General features: G+C 71.2%; 22 protein-coding genes, 1 tRNA gene and 1 pseudogene. 8 read left to right on the top strand and 16 right to left on the bottom strand.

Annotated elements, in window-relative coordinates:
• Nucleotides 1-7 precede the first annotated feature (7 nt).
• On the bottom strand, nt 8-943 hold the full coding sequence (locus QT381_RS01690) for an AraC family transcriptional regulator (protein ID WP_289246924.1): 936 nt from the start codon (nt 941-943) through the stop codon (nt 8-10).
• An 81-nt stretch (nt 944-1,024) separates the two neighbouring features.
• Between QT381_RS01690 and QT381_RS01685 the strand changes: the two genes are divergently transcribed.
• Nucleotides 1,025-1,483 carry an anthrone oxygenase family protein gene (locus tag QT381_RS01685; protein WP_289246922.1) on the top strand — a complete coding sequence of 153 codons (459 nt, stop codon included), beginning with the start codon at nt 1,025-1,027 and terminating at the stop codon, nt 1,481-1,483.
• A gap of 114 nt (nt 1,484-1,597) precedes the next feature.
• On the opposite strand, the gene QT381_RS01680 is transcribed toward QT381_RS01685, so the two are convergent.
• Complete coding sequence (locus QT381_RS01680; RefSeq protein WP_289246921.1) at nt 1,598-2,338, bottom strand: TetR/AcrR family transcriptional regulator C-terminal domain-containing protein; 741 nt, start codon at nt 2,336-2,338, stop codon at nt 1,598-1,600.
• On the opposite strand from QT381_RS01680, the gene QT381_RS01675 reads away from it, so the two are divergent.
• From QT381_RS01675 to QT381_RS01655, 5 genes and pseudogenes are all read left to right on the top strand, one after another.
• The gene (locus QT381_RS01675) at nt 2,324-3,895 is read left to right on the top strand and encodes an MFS transporter (protein WP_289246919.1); all 1,572 of its coding nucleotides are present in this window, start codon (nt 2,324-2,326) and stop codon (nt 3,893-3,895) included. The two genes, QT381_RS01680 and QT381_RS01675, sit on opposite strands and share 15 nt — an antisense overlap.
• Before the next feature lie 287 nt (nt 3,896-4,182).
• A pseudogene (locus tag QT381_RS01670) lies at nt 4,183-4,580 on the top strand (SCO6880 family protein); the annotation flags it as partial.
• A gap of 41 nt (nt 4,581-4,621) precedes the next feature.
• Complete coding sequence (locus QT381_RS01665; RefSeq protein WP_289246917.1) at nt 4,622-5,002, top strand: helix-turn-helix domain-containing protein; 381 nt, start codon at nt 4,622-4,624, stop codon at nt 5,000-5,002.
• Between the two features lie 270 nt (nt 5,003-5,272).
• Nucleotides 5,273-5,500 (top strand): GmrSD restriction endonuclease domain-containing protein, encoded by a 228-nt coding sequence (locus tag QT381_RS01660; RefSeq protein ID WP_289246916.1) that lies wholly within the window; start codon nt 5,273-5,275, stop codon nt 5,498-5,500.
• Entirely contained in the window at nt 5,497-5,697 is a 201-nt protein-coding gene (locus QT381_RS01655; protein WP_289246915.1) for a hypothetical protein, read from the top strand. The genes QT381_RS01660 and QT381_RS01655 overlap by 4 nt, the downstream gene beginning before the upstream one ends.
• Here the strand turns inward: QT381_RS01655 and QT381_RS01650 are convergent.
• Nucleotides 5,671-5,743 (bottom strand) — tRNA-Ala (locus QT381_RS01650). The two genes, QT381_RS01655 and QT381_RS01650, sit on opposite strands and share 27 nt — an antisense overlap.
• A gap of 149 nt (nt 5,744-5,892) precedes the next feature.
• Between QT381_RS01650 and QT381_RS01645 the strand changes: the two genes are divergently transcribed.
• A complete protein-coding gene (locus QT381_RS01645; RefSeq protein ID WP_289246914.1) occupies nt 5,893-6,471 on the top strand; it encodes an antibiotic biosynthesis monooxygenase in 579 nt (192 codons plus the stop codon).
• Here the strand turns inward: QT381_RS01645 and rsfS are convergent.
• The 10 genes from rsfS to QT381_RS01595 all read right to left on the bottom strand — a co-directional run bounded on the left by rsfS (nt 6,468) and on the right by QT381_RS01595 (nt 15,346).
• A complete protein-coding gene (gene rsfS / locus QT381_RS01640) occupies nt 6,468-6,854 on the bottom strand; it encodes a ribosome silencing factor (protein WP_289246913.1) in 387 nt (128 codons plus the stop codon). The genes QT381_RS01645 and rsfS overlap by 4 nt on opposite strands.
• A 15-nt stretch (nt 6,855-6,869) precedes the next feature.
• Nucleotides 6,870-8,711 carry a hypothetical protein gene (locus QT381_RS01635; RefSeq protein ID WP_289246911.1) on the bottom strand — a complete coding sequence of 614 codons (1,842 nt, stop codon included), beginning with the start codon at nt 8,709-8,711 and terminating at the stop codon, nt 6,870-6,872.
• Between the two features lie 6 nt (nt 8,712-8,717).
• On the bottom strand, nt 8,718-9,335 hold the full coding sequence (nadD, locus tag QT381_RS01630; protein ID WP_289246909.1) for a nicotinate-nucleotide adenylyltransferase: 618 nt from the start codon (nt 9,333-9,335) through the stop codon (nt 8,718-8,720).
• A 28-nt stretch (nt 9,336-9,363) separates the two neighbouring features.
• Nucleotides 9,364-9,507 carry a hypothetical protein gene (locus QT381_RS01625; RefSeq protein ID WP_289246907.1) on the bottom strand — a complete coding sequence of 48 codons (144 nt, stop codon included), beginning with the start codon at nt 9,505-9,507 and terminating at the stop codon, nt 9,364-9,366.
• Nucleotides 9,508-9,535: 28 nt separating this feature from the next.
• On the bottom strand, nt 9,536-10,813 hold the full coding sequence (locus QT381_RS01620; RefSeq protein WP_289246906.1) for a glutamate-5-semialdehyde dehydrogenase: 1,278 nt from the start codon (nt 10,811-10,813) through the stop codon (nt 9,536-9,538).
• Nucleotides 10,814-11,781: 968 nt separating this feature from the next.
• Complete coding sequence (gene proB / locus QT381_RS01615; RefSeq protein WP_289246905.1) at nt 11,782-12,555, bottom strand: glutamate 5-kinase; 774 nt, start codon at nt 12,553-12,555, stop codon at nt 11,782-11,784.
• Nucleotides 12,552-14,102 carry a GTPase ObgE gene (gene obgE, locus QT381_RS01610; RefSeq protein ID WP_289246904.1) on the bottom strand — a complete coding sequence of 517 codons (1,551 nt, stop codon included), beginning with the start codon at nt 14,100-14,102 and terminating at the stop codon, nt 12,552-12,554. Before obgE ends, proB begins: the two co-directional genes overlap by 4 nt.
• An 83-nt stretch (nt 14,103-14,185) precedes the next feature.
• Entirely contained in the window at nt 14,186-14,443 is a 258-nt protein-coding gene (rpmA, locus tag QT381_RS01605) for a 50S ribosomal protein L27 (RefSeq protein WP_289246903.1), read from the bottom strand.
• Between the two features lie 12 nt (nt 14,444-14,455).
• Nucleotides 14,456-14,764 carry a 50S ribosomal protein L21 gene (gene rplU, locus QT381_RS01600; RefSeq protein WP_289246902.1) on the bottom strand — a complete coding sequence of 103 codons (309 nt, stop codon included), beginning with the start codon at nt 14,762-14,764 and terminating at the stop codon, nt 14,456-14,458.
• Between the two features lie 156 nt (nt 14,765-14,920).
• Complete coding sequence (locus QT381_RS01595; RefSeq protein WP_289246901.1) at nt 14,921-15,346, bottom strand: hypothetical protein; 426 nt, start codon at nt 15,344-15,346, stop codon at nt 14,921-14,923.
• A 31-nt stretch (nt 15,347-15,377) separates the two neighbouring features.
• Between QT381_RS01595 and QT381_RS01590 the strand changes: the two genes are divergently transcribed.
• Nucleotides 15,378-15,650 (top strand): DUF4031 domain-containing protein, encoded by a 273-nt coding sequence (locus QT381_RS01590; protein ID WP_289246899.1) that lies wholly within the window; start codon nt 15,378-15,380, stop codon nt 15,648-15,650.
• Nucleotides 15,651-15,662: 12 nt separating this feature from the next.
• Here QT381_RS01590 and QT381_RS01585 read toward each other — a convergent pair whose 3' ends face one another.
• The 3 genes from QT381_RS01585 to QT381_RS01575 form a co-directional block, all read right to left on the bottom strand.
• The gene (locus QT381_RS01585; protein WP_289246898.1) at nt 15,663-16,985 is read right to left on the bottom strand and encodes a WD40 repeat domain-containing protein; all 1,323 of its coding nucleotides are present in this window, start codon (nt 16,983-16,985) and stop codon (nt 15,663-15,665) included.
• Nucleotides 16,986-17,061: 76 nt separating this feature from the next.
• Nucleotides 17,062-17,892 carry a TIGR03943 family putative permease subunit gene (locus QT381_RS01580; RefSeq protein WP_289246897.1) on the bottom strand — a complete coding sequence of 277 codons (831 nt, stop codon included), beginning with the start codon at nt 17,890-17,892 and terminating at the stop codon, nt 17,062-17,064.
• Complete coding sequence (locus QT381_RS01575; RefSeq protein WP_289246896.1) at nt 17,885-18,904, bottom strand: permease; 1,020 nt, start codon at nt 18,902-18,904, stop codon at nt 17,885-17,887. Before QT381_RS01575 ends, QT381_RS01580 begins: the two co-directional genes overlap by 8 nt.
• Nucleotides 18,905-18,909 lie beyond the last annotated feature (5 nt).

Genomic DNA, 18,909 nt, shown 5'->3' with positions numbered 1-18,909 from the left:
GGCGTCCTCAGCTCGCACGCTGCCGGTATCCGCGCGGGCTGATGCCGTACTCGCGTTTGAAGGCGGTGCTCAACGCGAACGGCGTGCTGTAGCCGACCCGCCGCGCGACCGCGTCCAGGGTCACCTGCTGGTCCGCGAGCAGGTCGGCGGCCAGCGCGAGCCGCCATCGCGTGAGGAATGCCATCGGCGGTTCGCCGGCCAGTCCGGTGAACCGCCGGGCGAACGCCGCCCGCGACACGAGCGCCCGGCGCGCCAGCTCCTCGATGGTCCACGGATGCGCGGGGTCGCTCTGCATCATCGCGAGTGCGGGCCCGATGATCGGGTCGCCCTGGGCGACGTACCAGCCCGGTGCGGAGGATTCGGGGCGCGAGAACCAGGCGCGCAGCGCGGCGATCAGCAGCAGGTCGAGCAGCCGGTCGAGCACCGCGTCCTGCCCCGGGTCGGGGCGCACGATCTCGGCATCGAGCAACGGGATCAACGGGGAGCCGAGTTCGGACTCGCCCACCACGCACAGCGCCGGCAGCGCGCGAAGCAGTCGGGCGCTGACCTCGCCCTCGAGCAGATAGGAGCCGCTGAGCATCACCGTGTCGGGGTCGCGACTGTTGCCCCAGCTGCGCACGCCGAGGTCGTACTCCTCAGTGAGGCGGCGTCCGTCGGGTGCGTAGCACTCCTGTCCCGGCCGGATGACGACGGTCACCGGGGTGGTCTCGGCATCCGCCATGGTCCAGTGGTCACCGCCCCGGGCGATCACCACGTCCCCGGGATGCAGCGGCAGCGGCGGCCCGTCGTCCGGCAGTGCCCACGCCGTACCGGCCACGATCGCCGTCAGGCTCAGGGGCGCCTCGTCCGCGAGCCGGATCGCCCACGGGTCGCCCATCAGGCACCGCACCAGGAACGCGCCGCGCGCTCGCGGCCCCTCCAGCAGGGCTGACAGGCCGTCCATGCCGCCCACGGTAGACGATCGCGTATGTCCTTGCGTCGTCGGGCGATGGACGCGCTCGATCCGAGCAACTGGAATCGGAGCATGAACACGTTTCGATCGATCGTCCTCATCGCCGCCGTCGTCGCCGCCGGGCTCCAGGCCGGCACCTATTACGTCTGGGCGTGTGCCGTCATCCCGGGGGTGGCGCGCGCCGACGACCACACGTTCGTGACCGCGATCAATCACATGAACCACGCCATCGTGAACCCGGTGTTCATGCTGACCTTCCTCGGCACGCCGGTGCTCGCCGCGGCTGCCGCGGTGCTGGCGACACCGTCGAGCCGGCCCTGGGCCGTGGTGGCCCTGGCCCTCGCCATCGCGACCGTCGTCGTCACCTTCGCGGCCAACATCCCGCTGAACAATGCTCTCGACACCGGAGCGCACCATCCGGCCTCGGCCCGCGCAGCGTTCGAGACCGCCTGGCAGTGGTGGAACGCGCTCCGCGTGCTCACCTCGACGGGCGCGCTCATCGGTCTCGCCGGCGCGCTCCTGCGGGCCTGATCAGCCCGGCGGACGGGTCCCGTCATCATGATTCATGGACCGATTCGGTACCGATAGCGCAGTCCGGACGCGTGGCTCGCACGCCCGTGTGCGCGGCATGCGGTGGTCTGCGCGTCAGGGCCCGCCGTGTGATCCGTTCCGGGCGTGTGATCGACGCGAAACGCCCAGTGCTCCCGCGGTCTTTCCGACACGTATGCCCGTGACGAGAAGGTCGAGGCCTGCAACGAACTGGTCGCGGTCGTCGTGTTCGCGCAGGTCGGCTGCGGCCGCGTGCAGAAACGGATACGCCAGAGGATCGAGCCCGGTCCATCGTGCCGACTGCTCAGCGAGCCATTCGTCCCGTGTATGCGTGAGCGCCGCGGACTGCGCGTCCCGGGTCATCTGGGCCGCCACGCCGAGCACATAGGTGAGGATCGCGGTCGCGAAATAGAACTGATCATCCGCAGGGACGCCGAAGGAACGCAGCAGTCCGCCGATGCGATCGAGGACGCGGAGCGTGCTGGGCAGAGTGGGGCGGGTAGGCAGATGGGACCCGATCCAGGGATGCCGGTCGAGGGTGTCGAACAGGGAGAGCGCGAGAACGCGGATGGCGTCGAGTTCGTCTCCGGCGTGAGCCGGCACTGATTCTGCCGGCTCGGCGAGCATCGCATCGCAGGCCAGGTCCAGGAGTTCGTCGCGGTTGGTCACATGCCAGTGGATCGCGCCCGAGCCGCTCTCCAGTCGACCGGCGAGGGCGCGGAAGGTGAGCCCACGTTCGCCACTCTCGTCGAGGAGGCTCACCGCCGCTTCGATCACGGCTTGACGGGTCAGCGAGGCGCCCTTGGGTCGCCGTCCGGCGGGGTGCTGCGCGGTCACGGGTTCCATCTTGACACAAATGGAACATCAATCCACTATGGAGGAATGGAACGCAAATCCATTACTGCAGAACGGGTGAAAGGCGCGGACCGCACCGCGATGCCTCGGACGCTTCGTGCGGCCTGGCCTGCGCTGGCCGGCCTGGCGGCGGTGTTCCTGATCGAGATGCTCGACACGTCGGTGTTGAACGTCGCTCTGCCGACGATCGCGCGAGATCTCTCCGCCTCTGCCTCGGAGTTGCAGTGGACGAGCGGCTCGTACGCCCTGGTCTTCGGCGGGCTCATGCTCGCGTTCGGGGCGGTCGCCGACCGCTTCGGTCGCCGCCGGGTCATGCTCATCGGACTCGCCGTGTTCGGCCTGGCGAGCCTTTCGATCCTCCTGGTGTCCTCCCCGATCGAACTGATCATCGTGCGCGTCTTCATCGGCATCGCCGCGGCGATGACCGCGCCGGGCTCGATGGCGCTCTCCTTCCGCCTGTTCGACGACGATGCGCTGCGGGTCCGAGCGACCGCTCTCATCTCGACGGTGGGACTGGTCGGGATCGCCATCGGCCCGACGATCGGCGGTCTTGTCCTCGCCGTCGCCCCCTGGCAGGTCTTGCTGCTGGTCAACGTGCCGATCACCCTGCTCGCCTTCCTCGGCATCCGCTTCGGCATTCGCGCCGACACCACATCCGAGCTGCACCGCGTTCCCATCGACGTGCTGGGCGCTCTGCTCGGCACAGCAGCGATCGTGCTCGCCCTGCTCGCTCCGACTCTGTTCGTCGACCTCGGCGCGCACGACCCGTGGCCTTGGATCGTCACCGTCACCGCCGTCGCGGGGCTGATCGGCTTCCTCCTCCGCCAGCGCCTCGCCGCCCACCCGCTCATCGACCTCGCCCTGTTCCAGCGACCCTCGGTCGCCACCGGGCTGACCCACCAGGCCGCGCTGGGCCTCGCCACGGCAGGGCTCGGCTACACCGTCACCCTCCAACTCCAGCTCGCGTGGGGATGGCCGCCCGCGCTCGCCGCCCTCGGAACGCTCCCCCAGGTGCTCGCCATGATCGCCATCGGCCCCCTCGTGGAGCGCATCGTCACCAAGGTCGGCCTCGACCGAGCGGCCGCAATCGGCTCCGCCGCCGTCATCGTCGGCCTGCTGGCCTACGCCCTGTGCGGCCACTACCACTACACCTTCATCGCGATAGCGCTCGTGCTCGTCGCGGCAGGGATGCGGATCACCATGATCACCGCCACGATCAACGTGATGCGCGGCCTGCCAGCCGACCGCACCTCGATCGGCGCCGCTCTCAACGACACCGCCCAGGAGATCGCCTCCGGTATCGGCACCGCCGTGGTCGGCATCATCATCGCGGCGTCCATCGCCGGCGCTCTCGCCGGCGCATCCTGGTCTCCTGCACGGACCGCGGCATTCCAGAACTCCGTCACGCTCGGCGTCCTCGCGCTCACGGCAACCTCGGTCGTCCTCCTCGCCATCGCTCTCATCCGCACCGCCCTCGACCGCAACCGGGATCGGACACCCGCGGAGCGTGCGTCAACCGGGCCCACGCAGCAGGCATGAGTAGACCGCGAGGCCTTTGCGGGCTGAAGAGGCCCTGGGCGTAACACACCAGTTCGTCGATCGCCTGTGCGAGGACGGCGTCCTGCCGTTCCGCCGTCTGCCCGATAGCCGCCGGACGCGCCCGGCAGGTGCGCCCCCTCGACGCCGACGAGGCAAGGGAGGCCGCGCGGCTCGTGTCAGTGTCTTCTGCCTCGTGGGAGGACCCCGATAGCGGCGCAGCGATGATCCACCACCCACACGCCCATCCGTGCGTGCGCCCGGCAGATCCGCGCGGCGGGCGGCGGGTCCTGCGGCCACTGCTGCTCACCTCCGGCATCCAGCGCGCCTTATCGATGATCTTCACCCCGGTACGCGCGGACGTCGCCGCCCGAGACATCCGCAAGAAGAAGGTCGGCCTCTGTCCGATGCCGCCCAGCGCGCCCGCATGGGCCAGATCGAGGACGCCGAGCGCACGGCCGAATTCCTGGACGTGCTCCAACAGGAGTCCGATCTGACCGCCGGCCGCGGGGTGCTGCGCTACACCGGCTTCATCGCCGTCTCGGCGCGCACCGAGGACAAGCTCGAGGAATCCGTCTCCGCGATCGAGCAGGCCGCCGTGCAAGCCTCCTGCGAGACCCGTCGCCTCGTCGGTCAGCAGGCGCAGGCGTTCGCAGTCGCGGCGCTGCCTCTGTGCCCGGTGGTCTGAAGATGGTTGCTGCTATTGCATCTTTGGGTATGATAATGGACATGGCAGCACACGCCCTCACAACCACGCTCGACCCGGTCGACCCGGCGATGCTGTCGTCCGCGAAGAGCCTTGCCGAGCGGATCGACGGGGACTCCCCGGCCGAGACGGCCGTGCGCCAGATCCTCGACGACGTCGCGCACGGTTCACGTGTCGTGGTGCTGCGCGCGGAAGACGAGGTCACGCCCGCGCAGGCTGCGGAGATCCTCGGTGTGACGCGCCAGTTCGTCGACCGGCTGTGCGAGGACGGAGTGCTGCCCTTCCATCGGCTCCCCGCCAGCCGCTATCGGCGCATCCGCGTGCAGGACGTGCTCGATGTTGCCGCAGAACGCGAGCAGCTCCGCGCCGGTGGCGCGGCGATCCGCGCAGCCCTCGGGGAGTAGCCGATGGCCCGCTTGCAACGGGTCTTCATCGACACCAGCGAGCTGTTTCCGTTCACCGTCATGGACGTGCTGCTCACCCGGAACATGAAGCACCTGCGCACCAAGCCGGTGCTCACCGCGGGCGTCAAGGTGATCACCTCAGACGACTTCCCCGTGGACTTGCTGAAGCACCAAGGTCGCTGCGGCTGGGACTCCCAACTTCGTAGAACGTCTGCGGGGTCACCTTCCGAGCTGAGGCACTCGAGGCAAGACTGCCGATACCGTGGTGACGTGATCCAGGACGTCCAGAAAAGGACGATCATCCAGCTCTTCGACGCTGAGCGTCCGGCGTTCTACAACGTGCCGAAGTACCAGCGGGAGTACGTGTGGGGGCGCTGGAACTGGGACGCTCTCTTCGACGACCTCATCGAGCACGACGGCGGCGAGGGCCACTTCCTCGGCACGTTCATCTGGTCAACCGGCAAGGCGATTCGAGCGCCGACCCTGAGTTCGAGGTGATCGACGGTCAGCAGCGCCTGACTACACTCTCGCTCCTGCTCGCCGCGGTCTTCAGTGTGTTCAAGGCCAACAAGAGCAGCGATGACGATGACGAGACGATCGCCGATCGGCTCGTGCTCCAGAAACCCCCGACACGCCAAGTGTCGGGGGTTGGAACATCGATCAAAGGGTGGATCCGAGGGGATTCGAACCCCTGACCCCCTGCATGCCATGCAGGTGCGCTACCAACTGCGCCACGGACCCGCGGCTTCCCGGTGTCCCGAAAAGCAACTCGTCAAGGCTACTACATCCGCACGGGTTCGCCGACCGGCGCGAGACGGGCTTCGAGACGGCGCGGGCACGCCCCCTCAGCCGGCGCACGAGACGGCACGCCGACCCGCGAGACTGGAGGCATGGGCGAGACGAGTCAGATGCGCAGCGAACCGATCACCGTGAGCGTCACCCGCACGGTGGCGGCCGACCAGGCCCACGTCATCGCCGCGTGGGCACGCTCCGGGCAGGAGCTCATCGCCGGATTCCCCGGCTACCTCGGTTCGGGGTGGATCCGCCCCGACCCCGCGAGCGACCAGTGGCACATGCTGTTCCGGTTCGCGGATGCCGCGAGCCTCGCCGCCTGGGAACGGTCGCCGGAGCGCGCGTGGTGGGTGGCATCCGCTCAGGGACTCGTCGGCGACGGCGCCGCCGAGAAGCGCACGGGCATCGAGGGCTGGTTCGACGACCCCGCCTACCGCGAGTTCATCGACCGGGCACCGGCGTCGCCGCCGCGGTGGAAGCAGATGGTCTCGATCATCATCGTGTTCTTCCCGCTGAGCCTGCTCGCGAACTGGTCCCTCGGCTTCGTCACGGTCGGCTGGCCGCTGCCGCTGCGCGTGCTGCTGCTCGTGCTCGTCGTCGCGCCGATCATGACCTACTTCGGCCTGCCGTTCATCACGCGCGCGCTCCGGCCGTGGCTGCTGAAGGGTCGGCGCTAGGCCTCGGAGGCGTTCCTGGCCGGCTCGGGCAGCTCGATCGGCAGCACCGGGCAGTCCTTCCAGAGCCGCTCGAGCTGGTAGTAGGTGCGATCCTCCTCGTGGAAGACGTGCACGACGAGATCGCCGAAGTCGAGCAGCACCCAGCGACCCTCGGTGCGGCCCTCGCGACGGATGGCGCGCTGGCCGGCCTCGAGGAGCTTCTCCTCGATCTCGGATGCGATGGCGAGCACGTTGCGCTCGTTACGTCCGGAGACGAGCAGGAACGCATCCGTCAGCGGCAGCGGACCGGAGACGTCGAGCGCCACGAGGTCCTCACCCTGCTTCGCGTCGGCGGCGGCAGCGGCCACCTTCAGGAGTCGTCGGGCGTTGTCTGATGCAGTCACGGAATCCTTGGGGGGTCACATCTTGATGACGTAGACGGCGAGCAGTCCCACCACGGCCACGACGAGCACGCCCACGGCGATGATGCCGGCGGTCAGCCAGCGGCTCCCCTTGGGCTTCTGGGGCGGCACGATCATCGCGTTGGTCGCGGTGTGGGTGCTCACGGCGCGAATGGCGCGCACGGGCGCCGAGTCGTTCGAGACGAGCTCGGCGTCGAGCGAGTCGAGCAGCCGGTCGACGTCGGGGTGGTCGAGGTTGCGGGCGTCGCCGCCGAGGCTGCCGAGGCCCTCGGGCAGCTGGATCGTGCCCGTGATGAGGATCTCGCCCGTGCCGTTGACGATGCTCGCGAAGTCGGCCTGCGGCACCGACGGCAGGATGATCGCGCTCGTCGTCGTGACGTTGCTGCCACCGACCTGACGGCTGAGCGTCGTGTCGACCGGCAGGCCGCCGCCGCCGTCGTCCTCGCCCATCCGCGACCAGTGGCTCGCCGGCGGCGTGTAGGAGGTGCGTGCGACCGACGGCTGCACGAAGGACGCGTCATCGGACGCGGCCCCCGCCTCGACGATCGGGACGACGGATGCCTCGTCCGGCTCCGGCACGACGGTCGCCGCAGGGCGCCTCTCGGGCTCGGGCGCGGCGGTGTGCTCGGCCTGACGCACCGCTTCGGCCTCGCGCATCGCCTCAGCCTCGTGCACCGCTTCAGCCTCCGGCACGGCTTCGGCCCCCGGCACGGCTTCGGGCGTCGCTCGGCCGAACGCGAACGGCCAGGCCGACGCCACGGACGTGTCGGGCTCATCGTCCGCGCGCGTGTCGAGAGCGGAGTCGGCCGGGGCGGGCGCATCGATCACCGCATCGACGACATCGACCGCGACCTCCGACCCGGCCCGCGGCTCGGACCCGGCGTGCGCCTCGGGCTCGACCACGAACTCCGCCTCGGCGGTCACCGGGGGCTCGACCTCGACCACGAACTCGGCCTCGTCGCCGGTCTCAGCCTCAGGCGCCGGGCCGACCGGCAGGCCGGACTCGGGCTCGGCCCCGGCGAGCGACGGCGCCACGACGACCGGCCCGGCGCTCGTCCACGCGGACGGGCTCGGCGAGGCGAATCCGGAGCCGGTGGCGCCGAACAGCGCGGCGAACGACTCGTCGACCGATTCCGCCGACGGGCCGTGCGCCTCCTCGACGGGCGTGGCGATCGCCTGGTCGACGCGCGCACCCCAGCGGGCGCCGAGCGGCACCGCGAGATCGGGCGCGGGAGGCGCCTCGACCGGCTCCGGCGCGGGGTGGTAGTCGGCGGGCGCCTGGGTCGGCGGCGGGGCGAACCGCAGTGCCTCGCTGAGCGCGTTCGGCGAGGTCGGCGGCGCCTCGGGCTCGACGAGCGGCGGGGTGCCGGCCAGCGCCGCCTCGGCCTGCTGCTGCAGGAGCCGGGCCTCCCGGCGGGTCAGCGTGCGCTGGGCGGGATCGTTCGAGGGTGCCGCCGCGGCAGGCGCGGCAGCGGCGGGCGGAGCCCATGACTCGTTCGAGACCGGAGCCGGCGGCGGCGCCGCGGTCGGCGCGGCCCACGGGTACGCCGAGTCGAAGGCCGACGGCGCGGAGGGCTCGCTGCGCGACTCCGCCGGCCGGCGCGACTCCGCGGGCTGGGTCGGCTCGGCAGCGTGCGCGGCGTGCGATGCCCGGCGCGAAGCCGGTTCGACGGCCGGCGGCTGCTCGTGAACGCCCTCAGCATCCGAAGCGACGCCCGGCACGGCGACCTCCTGCTCCGTGAAGCCGAGGAAGTGCTCGCCGGTGAGCCGCGCCTGCTGCCGCTCGCGCTCTCGGGCGGCGCGCCGCGTCAGCGGCTGCGGGTCCTCGAACGTGGTCATCGCGCCTTACTCCGATACAGGTTTGCTCCGATACAAGTGGTGCTTCGAGATGTACTGCACGACACCGTCGGGGACGAGATACCAGACCGGGTACCCGCGGGCCACCCGGGCCCGACAGTCCGTCGACGAGATCGCCAGTGCGGGCACTTCCAACAAGCTTACGCCCTGCTCCGGAAGCCCGGAAATGGACAGCGGATGCCCCGGTCGCGTCACAGCGACGAAGTGCGCGAGGTCCCAGACCTGCTCGACGTCCTTCCAGTCGAGGATCTGCGCGACGGCATCCGCTCCCGAGATGAAGAACAGATCCGCGTCGGGCCGGGCCGCGCGCACATCCCGCAGCGTGTCGACCGTGTAGGTCGGTCCGGGACGGTCGATGTCCACGCGACTCACGGTGAAGCGGGGGTTCGCGGCCGTCGCGATGACGGCCATCAGGTAGCGATGCTCGCTGTCGGTGACATCCGCTTCGAGCTTCATCCACGGCATGCCCGTGGGAACGAAGATCACCTCGTCGAGCTGAAACTGCTGCTGCACCTCGCTCGCCGCGACCAGGTGCCCGTTGTGGATCGGGTCGAAGGTGCCGCCCATGACACCGACGCGCGCACGACGTCGTGCGGTCTCCGTCACCCGGCCGCTGCTATCACTCGGTCAGCCGTCAGTGCCCGGCGTGCGTGTCGTGGCCGCTGGTCTCGCTCGACTCGTGGCGGTGGTACACGTCACGGTAGCTCCACGTGATGACGCCGAAGACCAGGAAGACGGTGAACGCGATGGCCGGAGGCACGAACGTGAGCAGGTCCATGGGCGTCATCCTATCGAAGGGCGCCGGGTCAGCCGCGCACCTGACCCGTGCCGCGCACGATCCACTTGGTGCTCGTGAGCTCGGGCAATCCCATCGGACCGCGCGCGTGCAGCTTCTGCGTCGAGATGCCGACCTCGGCGCCGAAGCCGAACTCCCCGCCGTCCGTGAACCGGGTCGACGCGTTGACCATGACGACAGCCGAGTCGACCTCGGCGAGGAAGCGCTCGGCCCGCGCGAGGTCGTTCGTCAGGATCGACTCGGTGTGCTTCGTCGAGTACCGACGGATGTGATCGATCGCCTCGTCGAGGTCGTCGACGACCTTCACGGTCAGGTCGAGGCTCATGTGCTCGATCGCGAAGTCCTCGTCCGTCGCCGGCACGGCCCCGTCGATGACGGATGCGGCGCGCGGCTCGGCGTGGATCGTCACCCCGTCGGCGCGCAGCGCCTCGACCACGCCGGGCAGCACGCGATCGACCGCGCCCGCGTGCACGAGCACCGTCTCTACCGCGTTGCAGACGCTCGGACGCTGCACCTTGGCGTTGTGCACGATCGCGGCGGCCCGGGCGGCATCCGCGCTCTCATCGATGTAGATGTGAACGACGCCCGCGCCGGTCTCGATGACGGGCACGGTCGAATCGCGGACGACCGAGTCGATGAGCTGGGCGCTGCCGCGCGGGATGAGCACGTCGACGTAGCCGCGCGCGCGCATGAGAGCCGTGGCGCCGCCGCGGCCGAACTCGTCGATCGTCTGCACGCTCGCCTCGGGCAGCCCGACCTCCTCGAGCGCCGACTGGATCACGGCGACGAGCTCGCGGTTGGAGTGCAGCGCGGCGCTGCCGCCGCGCAGCACGGCCGCGTTGCCGCTCTTGAGCGCGAGCGCCGCGATGTCGACGGTCACGTTCGGCCGTGCCTCGTAGATCGCGCCGACGACGCCGAACGGCACGCGCACCTGCGACAGCTGGATGCCGTTGGGCAGGGTCGATCCGCGGGTGACGACGCCGACCGGGTCGGGCAGACCGGCGATCTGCTCGAGCGACTGCGCGAGTCCCTCGATGCGCGAGGGGCTGAGGGCGAGGCGGTCGAGCAGCCCCGTGCCCAGGCCGTTCTCGCGGCCGTTCTCGAGGTCGACGCGGTTGGCGGTGATGATGCGGTCGGCGCTGTTCAGGATCGCGCGCGCGATCGTCGTGAGCGCCGCATCCTTGACGCTCGTCGGGGTCGTCGCGAGCGTGCGGGACGCTGCCCGGGCGGCCTCGAGCTTCGCGAGGAACGCGGTGTCGGTCGCGGCGTCGACGAGCGTGTCGGTCATGGTGTCGAGGGTACTCGGCCTCGCGTCGAGGAGCGCGCGACGACCCCGCCCATCCCGCTGGTCGAGGAGCGCGCCCGCCCGCCCCGCCGGCCCCTCTGGTCGAGGAGCGCGCCCACCCGCCCCGCCGGTCGAGGAGCGCGCGACGAAGTCGCCCGCGTCTCGAGACCACCACAGCTCCCTCGGCCGAACGAGTGGTCTCGAGACGCGTCCTCGCTGCGCTCGGGCGCTCCTCGACCAACTGGGAGCGCTCGGGCACTCCTCGACCAACGGGGAGACTCAAGCGCGCGCGTCGAACCAGGTGCCGAGCCCCCCGCCCGCGACGACGACGCCCATCCCGCTGGTCGAGGAGCGCGCGACGAAGTCGCCCGCGTCTCGAGACCACCACAGCTCCCTCGGCCGAACGCGCGGTCTCGAGACGCGTCCTCGCTACGCTCGGGCACTCCTCGACCAACGGAGAGCGCTCGGGCACTCCTCGACCAACGGGGAGCGCTCGGGCGCTCCTCGACCAACGGGGAGACTCAAACGCGCGTCAAGCCAGGTGCCGAGCCCCCCGCCCGCGACGACGACGCCCATCCCGCTGGTCGAGGAGCGCACGACGAAGTCGCCCGCGTCTCGAGACCACCACAGCTCTCTCGGCCGAACGAGTGGTCTCGAGACGCGTCCTCGCTGCGCTCGGGCACTCCTCGACCAACGGAGAGTGCGTGGTCTCGAGACGCGTCCTCGCTACGCTCGGGCACTCCTCGACCAACGGGGAGACTCAAACGCGCGTCGAACCAGGTGCCGAGCCCCCCGCCCGCGACGACGACGCCCATCCCGCTGGTCGAGGAGCGCGCGACGAAGTCGCCCGCGTCTCGAGACCACCACAGCTCCCTCGGCCGAACGAGTGGTCTCGAGACGCGTCCTCGCTGCGCTCGGGCACTCCTCGACCAACGGAGAGCGCTCGGGCACTCCTCGACCAACGGGGAGACTCAGGCCCGCGCGTCGAACCAGGTGCCGAGCCCCTCGCCCGAGAGGGCCGCCTCGACGTTCGCCGTCGACGTGAGCAGCACGGGTGTGCCGTGCTCGGTCGCGTAGTGCGCGGCGGAGACCTTCGTGCCCGCTCCCCCGGTACCGACGCCCGCCGCGCCGATCGAGCCGATCTTCACCCCGGCCAGGTCGTCGCCGAACGGCACGTGCGGGATGCGCACGGCTCCCGGTTCTCCGGGGGGCGCGGTGTAGAGCGCGTCGACGTCCGAGAGCAGCACGAGCAGGTCGGCGCGGATCAGCTCGGAGACGAGGGCCGCGAGCCGGTCGTTGTCGCCGAAGCGGATCTCCTGCGTCGCGACCGTGTCGTTCTCGTTGACGATCGGCAGGATGCGCAGCCCGAGCAGGCGCTCCATGGCGCGCTGCGCGTTCGAGCGGTGCGTCGGGTTCTCGAGATCGCCCGCGGTGAGCAGCACCTGGCCGGCGATGATCGAGTAGCGCCGCAGACTCTGCTGGTAGCGGTTGATGAGGATGTTCTGGCCCACGGCCGCGGCGGCCTGCTGCGTCGCGAGGTCGCCCGGGCGACCGGCGAGCTCGAGGAACGGCAGGGCCGTCGCGATGGCGCCGGACGACACGAGCACGACCTCGGCGCCGCGTGCCTGCGTGGCGGCCAGGGCGTCGACGAGGAAGTCGATCTGCCCGACGTTGCCCCCACTGACGCTCGACGAGCCGACCTTCACCACGATGCGCTTCGCCGAGAGCACCGCATCCCTACTCACTCGCGTTCACTCCCCGTCTCACGCTCACCGCGCTCCTCCGCCTCGACGGCGAAGCCCTCGTCGTCGGTCCAGACGCCCGCCTCGCGCTCGGTCGCGAGCTCCGCGCGCGCGGCGGCCTTGGCATCCATCCGCTCCTTGTACGACTGGCGGCGCTCCTTGTTGGTGCGGCGGTCGTTGTCGTCGAAGCGGGCGTCCGTGCCGCGCGGACTCGTCATGAGCTCGGCGGCGGATGCGATGGTCGGCTCCCAGTCGAAGACGAACGATCCGATCTCCACGGTCGAGCCGGGCGTCGCGCCGAGGCGGAACAGCTCGTCCTCGACGCCGAGCTTCGCGAGCCGGTCGGCGAGGTAGCCCACGGCCTCCTCGTTCTCGAACGAGGTCTGCTGCACCCAGCGCTCGGGCTTCGCGCCGATCACCCGGTACACGGCGCCGTAGCTGCCGCCGTCGACCCTGATCTCGAAGTCCTTCTCGTTGACGGCGCGCGGCCGGATCACGATGCGCGGCGCCTCGGGCTCGGCGGCGCGCTCGGCGCGGTCGCGCTCGACGAGGTCCGCGAGCGCAAAGGACAGCTCGCGCAGGCCCGAGCGCGACACCGCCGACACCTCGAACACGCGGTAGCCACGCTGCTCGAGCTCGGGGCGCACGAGGTCGGCGAGGTCTCGCGCCTCCGGCACGTCGACCTTGTTGAGCGCGACGAGCTGAGGGCGCTCGAGCAGCGGCTTCTGGCCGGCCGGGACCGGGTAGGCGGCGAGCTCGCCGAGGATGACGTCGAGGTCGCTGATCGGATCGCGTCCCGGCTCGAGCGTCGCGCTGTCCAGCACGTGCAGCAGGGCGCTGCAGCGCTCGACGTGGCGCAGGAACTCGAGGCCGAGGCCCTTGCCCTCGCTCGCGCCCTCGATGAGACCGGGCACATCCGCGACGGTGTAGCGCGTCGAGCCGCTCTCGACGACGCCGAGGTTCGGCGTGAGGGTCGTGAACGGGTAGTCGGCGATCTTCGGCTTCGCGGCGCTCAGCGCCGCGATGAGGCTCGACTTGCCGGCGCTCGGGTACCCCACGAGCGCGACGTCGGCGACGACCTTGAGCTCGAGCACGACGTCGTCGGTGACGCCCTCCGTGCCGAGCAGGGCGAAGCCCGGCGCCTTGCGCTTCGTGCTCGCGAGGGCGGCGTTGCCGAGCCCGCCCTGGCCGCCGGGCGCGGCGACGTAGCGCATGCCCGCGGCCGCGAGGTCGATCAGCTCGGTGCCGCCGGCGTCCTTCACGACCGTGCCGACCGGCACGGGCAGGATCGTCGACTCGCCGTCGACGCCCCGGCGGTGGTCGCCCATGCCGGGCTGGCCGTTGCCGCTCTTGCGGTGCGGCGAGCGCTGGTAGGCGAGCAGCGTCGTCACCTGCGGGTCGGCGACGAGCACGATGTCGCCGCCGTCGCCCCCGTTGCCGCCGTCGGGACCGGCGAGGGGCTTGAACTTCTCGCGCTTGACGCTGACGCATCCGTTGCCGCCGTGGCCCGCGGCCAGGTGCAGCGTGACGGTGTCGATGAACTGGGCCACATCCGCTCCTTTCCTCGAGACCCGGCAGAAAGACGGATAGGGGCGGGCCGAAGCCCGCCCCTATCTCACGATGAGGATCGTGGTCAGCTGGCGGCCGCCACGATGTTGACGACCTTGCGGCCGCCCTTCTGGCCGAACTCGACCGCGCCCGCCGCGAGAGCGAACAGCGTGTCGTCGCCGCCACGGCCGACGTTGACGCCGGGGTGGAAGTGCGTGCCGCGCTGGCGCACGATGATCTCGCCCGCCGAGACGACCTGGCCGCCGAAGCGCTTCACGCCGAGGCGCTGGGCGTTCGAGTCACGACCGTTGCGAGTGGAACTCGCACCCTTCTTGTGTGCCATTGCTCTACCGCCTTACGCGATGCTCGTGACACGGATGCGCGTGAGCTCCTGGCGGTGGCCCTGGCGCTTCTTGTATCCGGTCTTGTTCTTGTACTTCTGGATGACGATCTTCGGACCGCGGAGGTCGCCGAGCACCTCGGCGGTCACCGTGACCTTGGCCAGGTCCGTCGCCGTGTGGGTGATCTTGTCACCGTCGACGAGGAGCACAGGCGCGAGCTCGACCTTGCCATTGGCGTCGCCGGCGATGCGATCGAGAACGACGATGCTGCCGACCTCGACCTTCTCCTGACGGCCGCCGGCGCGCACGATTGCGTAAACCACGTGGGTACCCTTACTTTCTTCAAGCTTCGGCGGGGACCGGACTGAACCCGGTTCTGCGCGAGCACGGCTCAGCGCACGCCGACGTACAAGATTACGCGATCGCGGCCCCGGCGGTCAAACGGATGCGCGCGCGGCGCGTCGCGCGTCGATCGCGCGTCACCGCGAGCGCAGCTCGCCCCGGTGCCGGGCGACGACGATCAGCACGAGCGCGATGAGCGGGAACGCCGAGAGCGCCGCGAACGGGATGCCGACCACGGCGCTCGTGACCGAGCGCAGCGCATCCGGAAGTCCGTTCAGCACCGGGAAGGAGTTCGCGAAGAACGACCGGTCGGGCCGAAGACCGGTCACGAGCCACGGGATCAGTTCCACGATCGCCTCGACGATCGCGGTGAGCACGGCCGAGAGCCCGGCCGCGGCGGTGACGCGCGGCAGCCGCGAGCTGCCGTCGAGCGGCACGATCCGCCACACGACGACGAGCACGACGGCGGCTCGGATGATCGCGGAGGCGATCGACCAGGCCAGGCTGCTCGTGGTGCCGAACAGGACCGTGCCGACTCCGCCGTAGAGCCCGAGGGAGATCACTCTCTGACATCCGTGCTCCTATGCTCGAGGTATGGCCGTGCTGATCGATCCTCCGATCTGGCCCGCACACGACACTCTATGGGCGCACCTCGTGAGCGACACCTCGATCGAGGAACTCCATGCCTTCGCCGCGGCCGCGGGCATCCCGCGACGCGGTTTCGACCACGACCACTACGACGTGCCCGAGTCGCGCTGGCACGAGCTCGTCGCGCTCGGCGCCGAGCCCGTGGGCGGACTCGAGCTCGCCCGGCGTCTCGCGGCGAGCGGACTGCGGGTCAGCCAGCGCGAGAAGCGCGGCCTCTGACCCGCGGCGCCCTCACCACTGCAGGTGGGATCCCGCGGCGAAGCGCTGCGTCGCCCCGGTCGCCGAGTCGATGATGATCGTCTGCACGTCGTCGGGGAGCGGGTCGACGCCGTAGCCGTCCGTCGTGACCGTGGTGAGATCCGGGTCGAACTCGAGGGCGACGTACTGGTCGTTGGGGCTCGCGGACATCTGCAGCACGCGCCCCGCGCCCGGCGGATGCGTCCACAGCGGGGTCGCCGTGGTGCCGTCGTCCCGCACGACGAGCGTGTCGAACTCCGTGCCGCTCGCGTCGGGCACCGCGACGTTCTGCACCCGCACGCCGCCGCGCAGCAGCACCAGATCGCCGCCGTAGGGCCGCACCCCGCCGAGGGGGCTCGACGGCAAGCGCTCCTGCTTCCCGGTCGCGATGTCGATGGCGAGCGGCCCCGTGGCATCCGCCACGACGATGCGCGTGCCGTCGGTCGACGCCCCGTACCAGTCCGCGTACTGCCCGAGCGGCACGAGCGGCGCCGCGCCGCTCGGGTCGACGACGCTCGTCGTGCCCGAGCGCTGGTGCACCGCGAGCAGCGAGGTCCCCGCGAGGAACTGCACGCCGTCGACGCCGTCGATGTCGCCCGCGAGCCCCGTGACCGGCGTGAGTCCCGCGCCCGTGAAGTCGACCGTGAAGAGCTCGTGGTCGTACTCGGGCGACACGGCGGTCTCGGTGCTCGTGAACACGACGGCGATCTGGGATCCCGTGACGTCCGCTGCGAGAGAGTCGACCCGGCCGACCGCGGGCAGCGCGAGCGACTCCGTCGCGCCCGTCGAGGTGTCGACGACCTGCAGCTCGCTCGTGTCGCCCCGCCCGGTCGCGACGACGAGAGCGGATGCCGCGCGCGCGAACGACTGGATCGCCGGCGCCCGGAACTCGGCGGTCGCCTTCCCACGCGCGAGGCTCGCCGAGTAGACGACGTCCTGGGCCCCGCTGCGGTCGAGGTACCAGTAGGACGCGGCATCCGTCGTGAACCCGTAGCCGATGCTCGAGCTGGGCGATCCGTAGCGGCTCACGACACCGTCGAGCGCGACCGTGTACCGGGTCGACGCGGCGAGCGGTGCCGCGAACACGATGGAGACGACCGGCCCGGAGACGGTGATGCTCGACGGGATCGCGGGCGAGATCGTGAGCTGGCGCGCGGACGGCCGCGCGATCGGCACGTCGAGGGTGAGCCGCAGCGTCGCGCCGGCCCGCGTCGTCGCCGACGAGTCGAGCGTCGCGGAGCGCAGCCGGGGACCGGTGCCGAGCGTCGCCCCGACGAGCGCCACGCAGACCAGCGCGAGCACGAGCACCGCGGCCACGATCGCGCGCCGGTACCGGTCGCCTCGCGCGGGCCCGCCGCTCGGGTCGGCGGGAGCGGGACCGGCGGGAGCCGGCTCAGTAGAGGTAGGGGTCATCGGGCTCGTGCATGGTGGTCACGGAGTCGGGCTGCAGCACGATCGGCGCGGCCCCGCCGCTCGGGTCGGCGACGAACGTGCCCGTGATGTGCAGCCAGTCGTCGGCGGCGTACTGGTCCGACCAGCCGGGCAGCAGCACGGGCACCGACACCGGCTGCGCGTCGACGGCGCAACAGGTCACCACGAACCGCGTGAGCGAGAAGGTGGAGCCGCCGCGGGCGCCGGCGACGACGAACCCCGTCACGTCGACCGAACGACCGGCGTAGAAGCTCGGGTCGGAGGTCTGCGCGAGCAGTGCGCTCCAGTCCTTGAGGGTGAAGCCCGCCGTCGACGCGTGGGCGTCGACGGGCGCGGCGCCGGCCGCGGGCGCGACCGGGGCCGCGGCCCGCTGCACCGCGGTCGCACTCGTGAGCGTGGTCGGCGGTACCACGACGAGCGCGATCGCGAGCGCCGCGCACACGACGACGGATGCCCCCGACAGCACCGAGCGCAGCGCTCGACCGCGCGCGGGCGGCGCGGCGACCGGCTCGCCGCCGTCGAGCGGGTCGCCGAGCGGGTCGTCGAGCCCGTGGTCGTGCCCGTCGCCACGCGCGAGCGCGCCGAGCACGAGCGCGACGAGGGCGATCGCGCACATGATCACGGTGAACACGATGTAGCGCGGGTGGATGTAGAGGTCGAGCCGGCCGGTCGCCGCGAGCCAGAGCGTCACCCCGAGCGGGGCGGCGACGAGCAGCACGCCGCGACCCGCGCCCGCGAGCCGGAACGGCATCCGTGCCCGGCCGCGACCGACACGCGTGTCGCGCTCAGACACCGAGGTTCACCGCCAGTCCGAGCGCGAGGGCCGCGAGCGCGACGACGACGGCGAGCGGCACGAGCGTCGAGGCTCGGAACGTCGTGCGCATCAGGGCGAGCATCTTGACGTCCACGAGCGGGCCGAACACCAGGAACGCCACGACGCCCCCCGGCAGGAACGCGCTCGCGAACGGGAGGATGAAGAACGCGTCCACGTTGGAGCACACCGAGATGACGAACGCGAGCGCCATGAGCGCGAGCACCGACCAGAGCGGGTTCTCGCCGAGCGTCACGAGCACCGATCGTGGCACGACGACCTGGATGCCGGCGGCGACGACCGCGCCCACGAACAGGGCGGGCATGAGCGTTCCGAGCTCGGCCACGACCTCCCGGCCGCTCGCGGTCCAGCGCGAGCCGTGCACGTGCGCGTGCGGCATCCGGCACTCCGCCGCGAACCGCTCGGTGAGCAGCGCCATGCCGTCCCGCCGGGCGGCGAACACGGCACCGACGAGCAGCGCGATTCCGAGTCCGCCGGCGACGCGCGCGATGAGCACCCCGTCGGAGAAGCCGAACGCCTGGTAGGTGGTGAGGATCGTGATCGGGTTCACGATCGGCGCGGCGAGCAGGAAGGTCATCGACTCCGAGACGCTGAGCCCCGAGACGAGCAGTCCGCGCGCGAGCGGCACGTTGCCGCACTCGCACACCGGCAGCAGCACGCCGATCACGCAGATCGCGAGCCGCCTCAGCACCGGATTGCGCGGCAGCACCCGCACGAGCAGGCCGGACGGCAGCCAGATGCGCACGACGGCCGCGAGCACGGCGCCGAGCACGACGAACGGCAGGCTCTCGATGATCACGCTCGCCGCGAGCGTGATGAGGTCCTGCAGGGCGGAGGGCAGGTCGACGGATGCCCCGCTCGTGACCGCGCGCACGATCACGACCGCGGCGACGATCGCCAGCACCCCGACGGGCGCGACCCAGCGCGGGCGAGCGGGCGCCGCAGCGCGCGCCAGCTCGTCCGTGCGGGTCACCGTCG

The sequence above is a fragment of the Galbitalea sp. SE-J8 genome, assembly GCF_030345695.1.
In the GTDB taxonomy this organism is placed as follows: Bacteria; Actinomycetota; Actinomycetes; order Actinomycetales; family Microbacteriaceae; genus JAUASV01.
This window is presented reverse-complemented; position numbering and strand designations above follow the sequence as displayed.

What these genes read in the sequence shown, in the direction of transcription:
- QT381_RS01690 (WP_289246924.1), bottom strand. Translation starts at nt 943, where the DNA reads ATGGACGGCCTGTCAGCCCTGCTGGAGGGGCCGCGAGCGCGCGGCGCG.
- QT381_RS01685 (WP_289246922.1), top strand. Translation starts at nt 1,025, where the DNA reads ATGAACACGTTTCGATCGATCGTCCTCATCGCCGCCGTCGTCGCCGCC.
- QT381_RS01665 (WP_289246917.1), top strand. Translation starts at nt 4,622, where the DNA reads ATGGCAGCACACGCCCTCACAACCACGCTCGACCCGGTCGACCCGGCG.
- QT381_RS01645 (WP_289246914.1), top strand. Translation starts at nt 5,893, where the DNA reads ATGGGCGAGACGAGTCAGATGCGCAGCGAACCGATCACCGTGAGCGTC.
- QT381_RS01635 (WP_289246911.1), bottom strand. Translation starts at nt 8,711, where the DNA reads ATGACCACGTTCGAGGACCCGCAGCCGCTGACGCGGCGCGCCGCCCGA.
- QT381_RS01625 (WP_289246907.1), bottom strand. Translation starts at nt 9,507, where the DNA reads ATGGACCTGCTCACGTTCGTGCCTCCGGCCATCGCGTTCACCGTCTTC.
- QT381_RS01620 (WP_289246906.1), bottom strand. Translation starts at nt 10,813, where the DNA reads ATGACCGACACGCTCGTCGACGCCGCGACCGACACCGCGTTCCTCGCG.
- rpmA (WP_289246903.1), bottom strand. Translation starts at nt 14,443, where the DNA reads ATGGCACACAAGAAGGGTGCGAGTTCCACTCGCAACGGTCGTGACTCG.
- QT381_RS01590 (WP_289246899.1), top strand. Translation starts at nt 15,378, where the DNA reads ATGGCCGTGCTGATCGATCCTCCGATCTGGCCCGCACACGACACTCTA.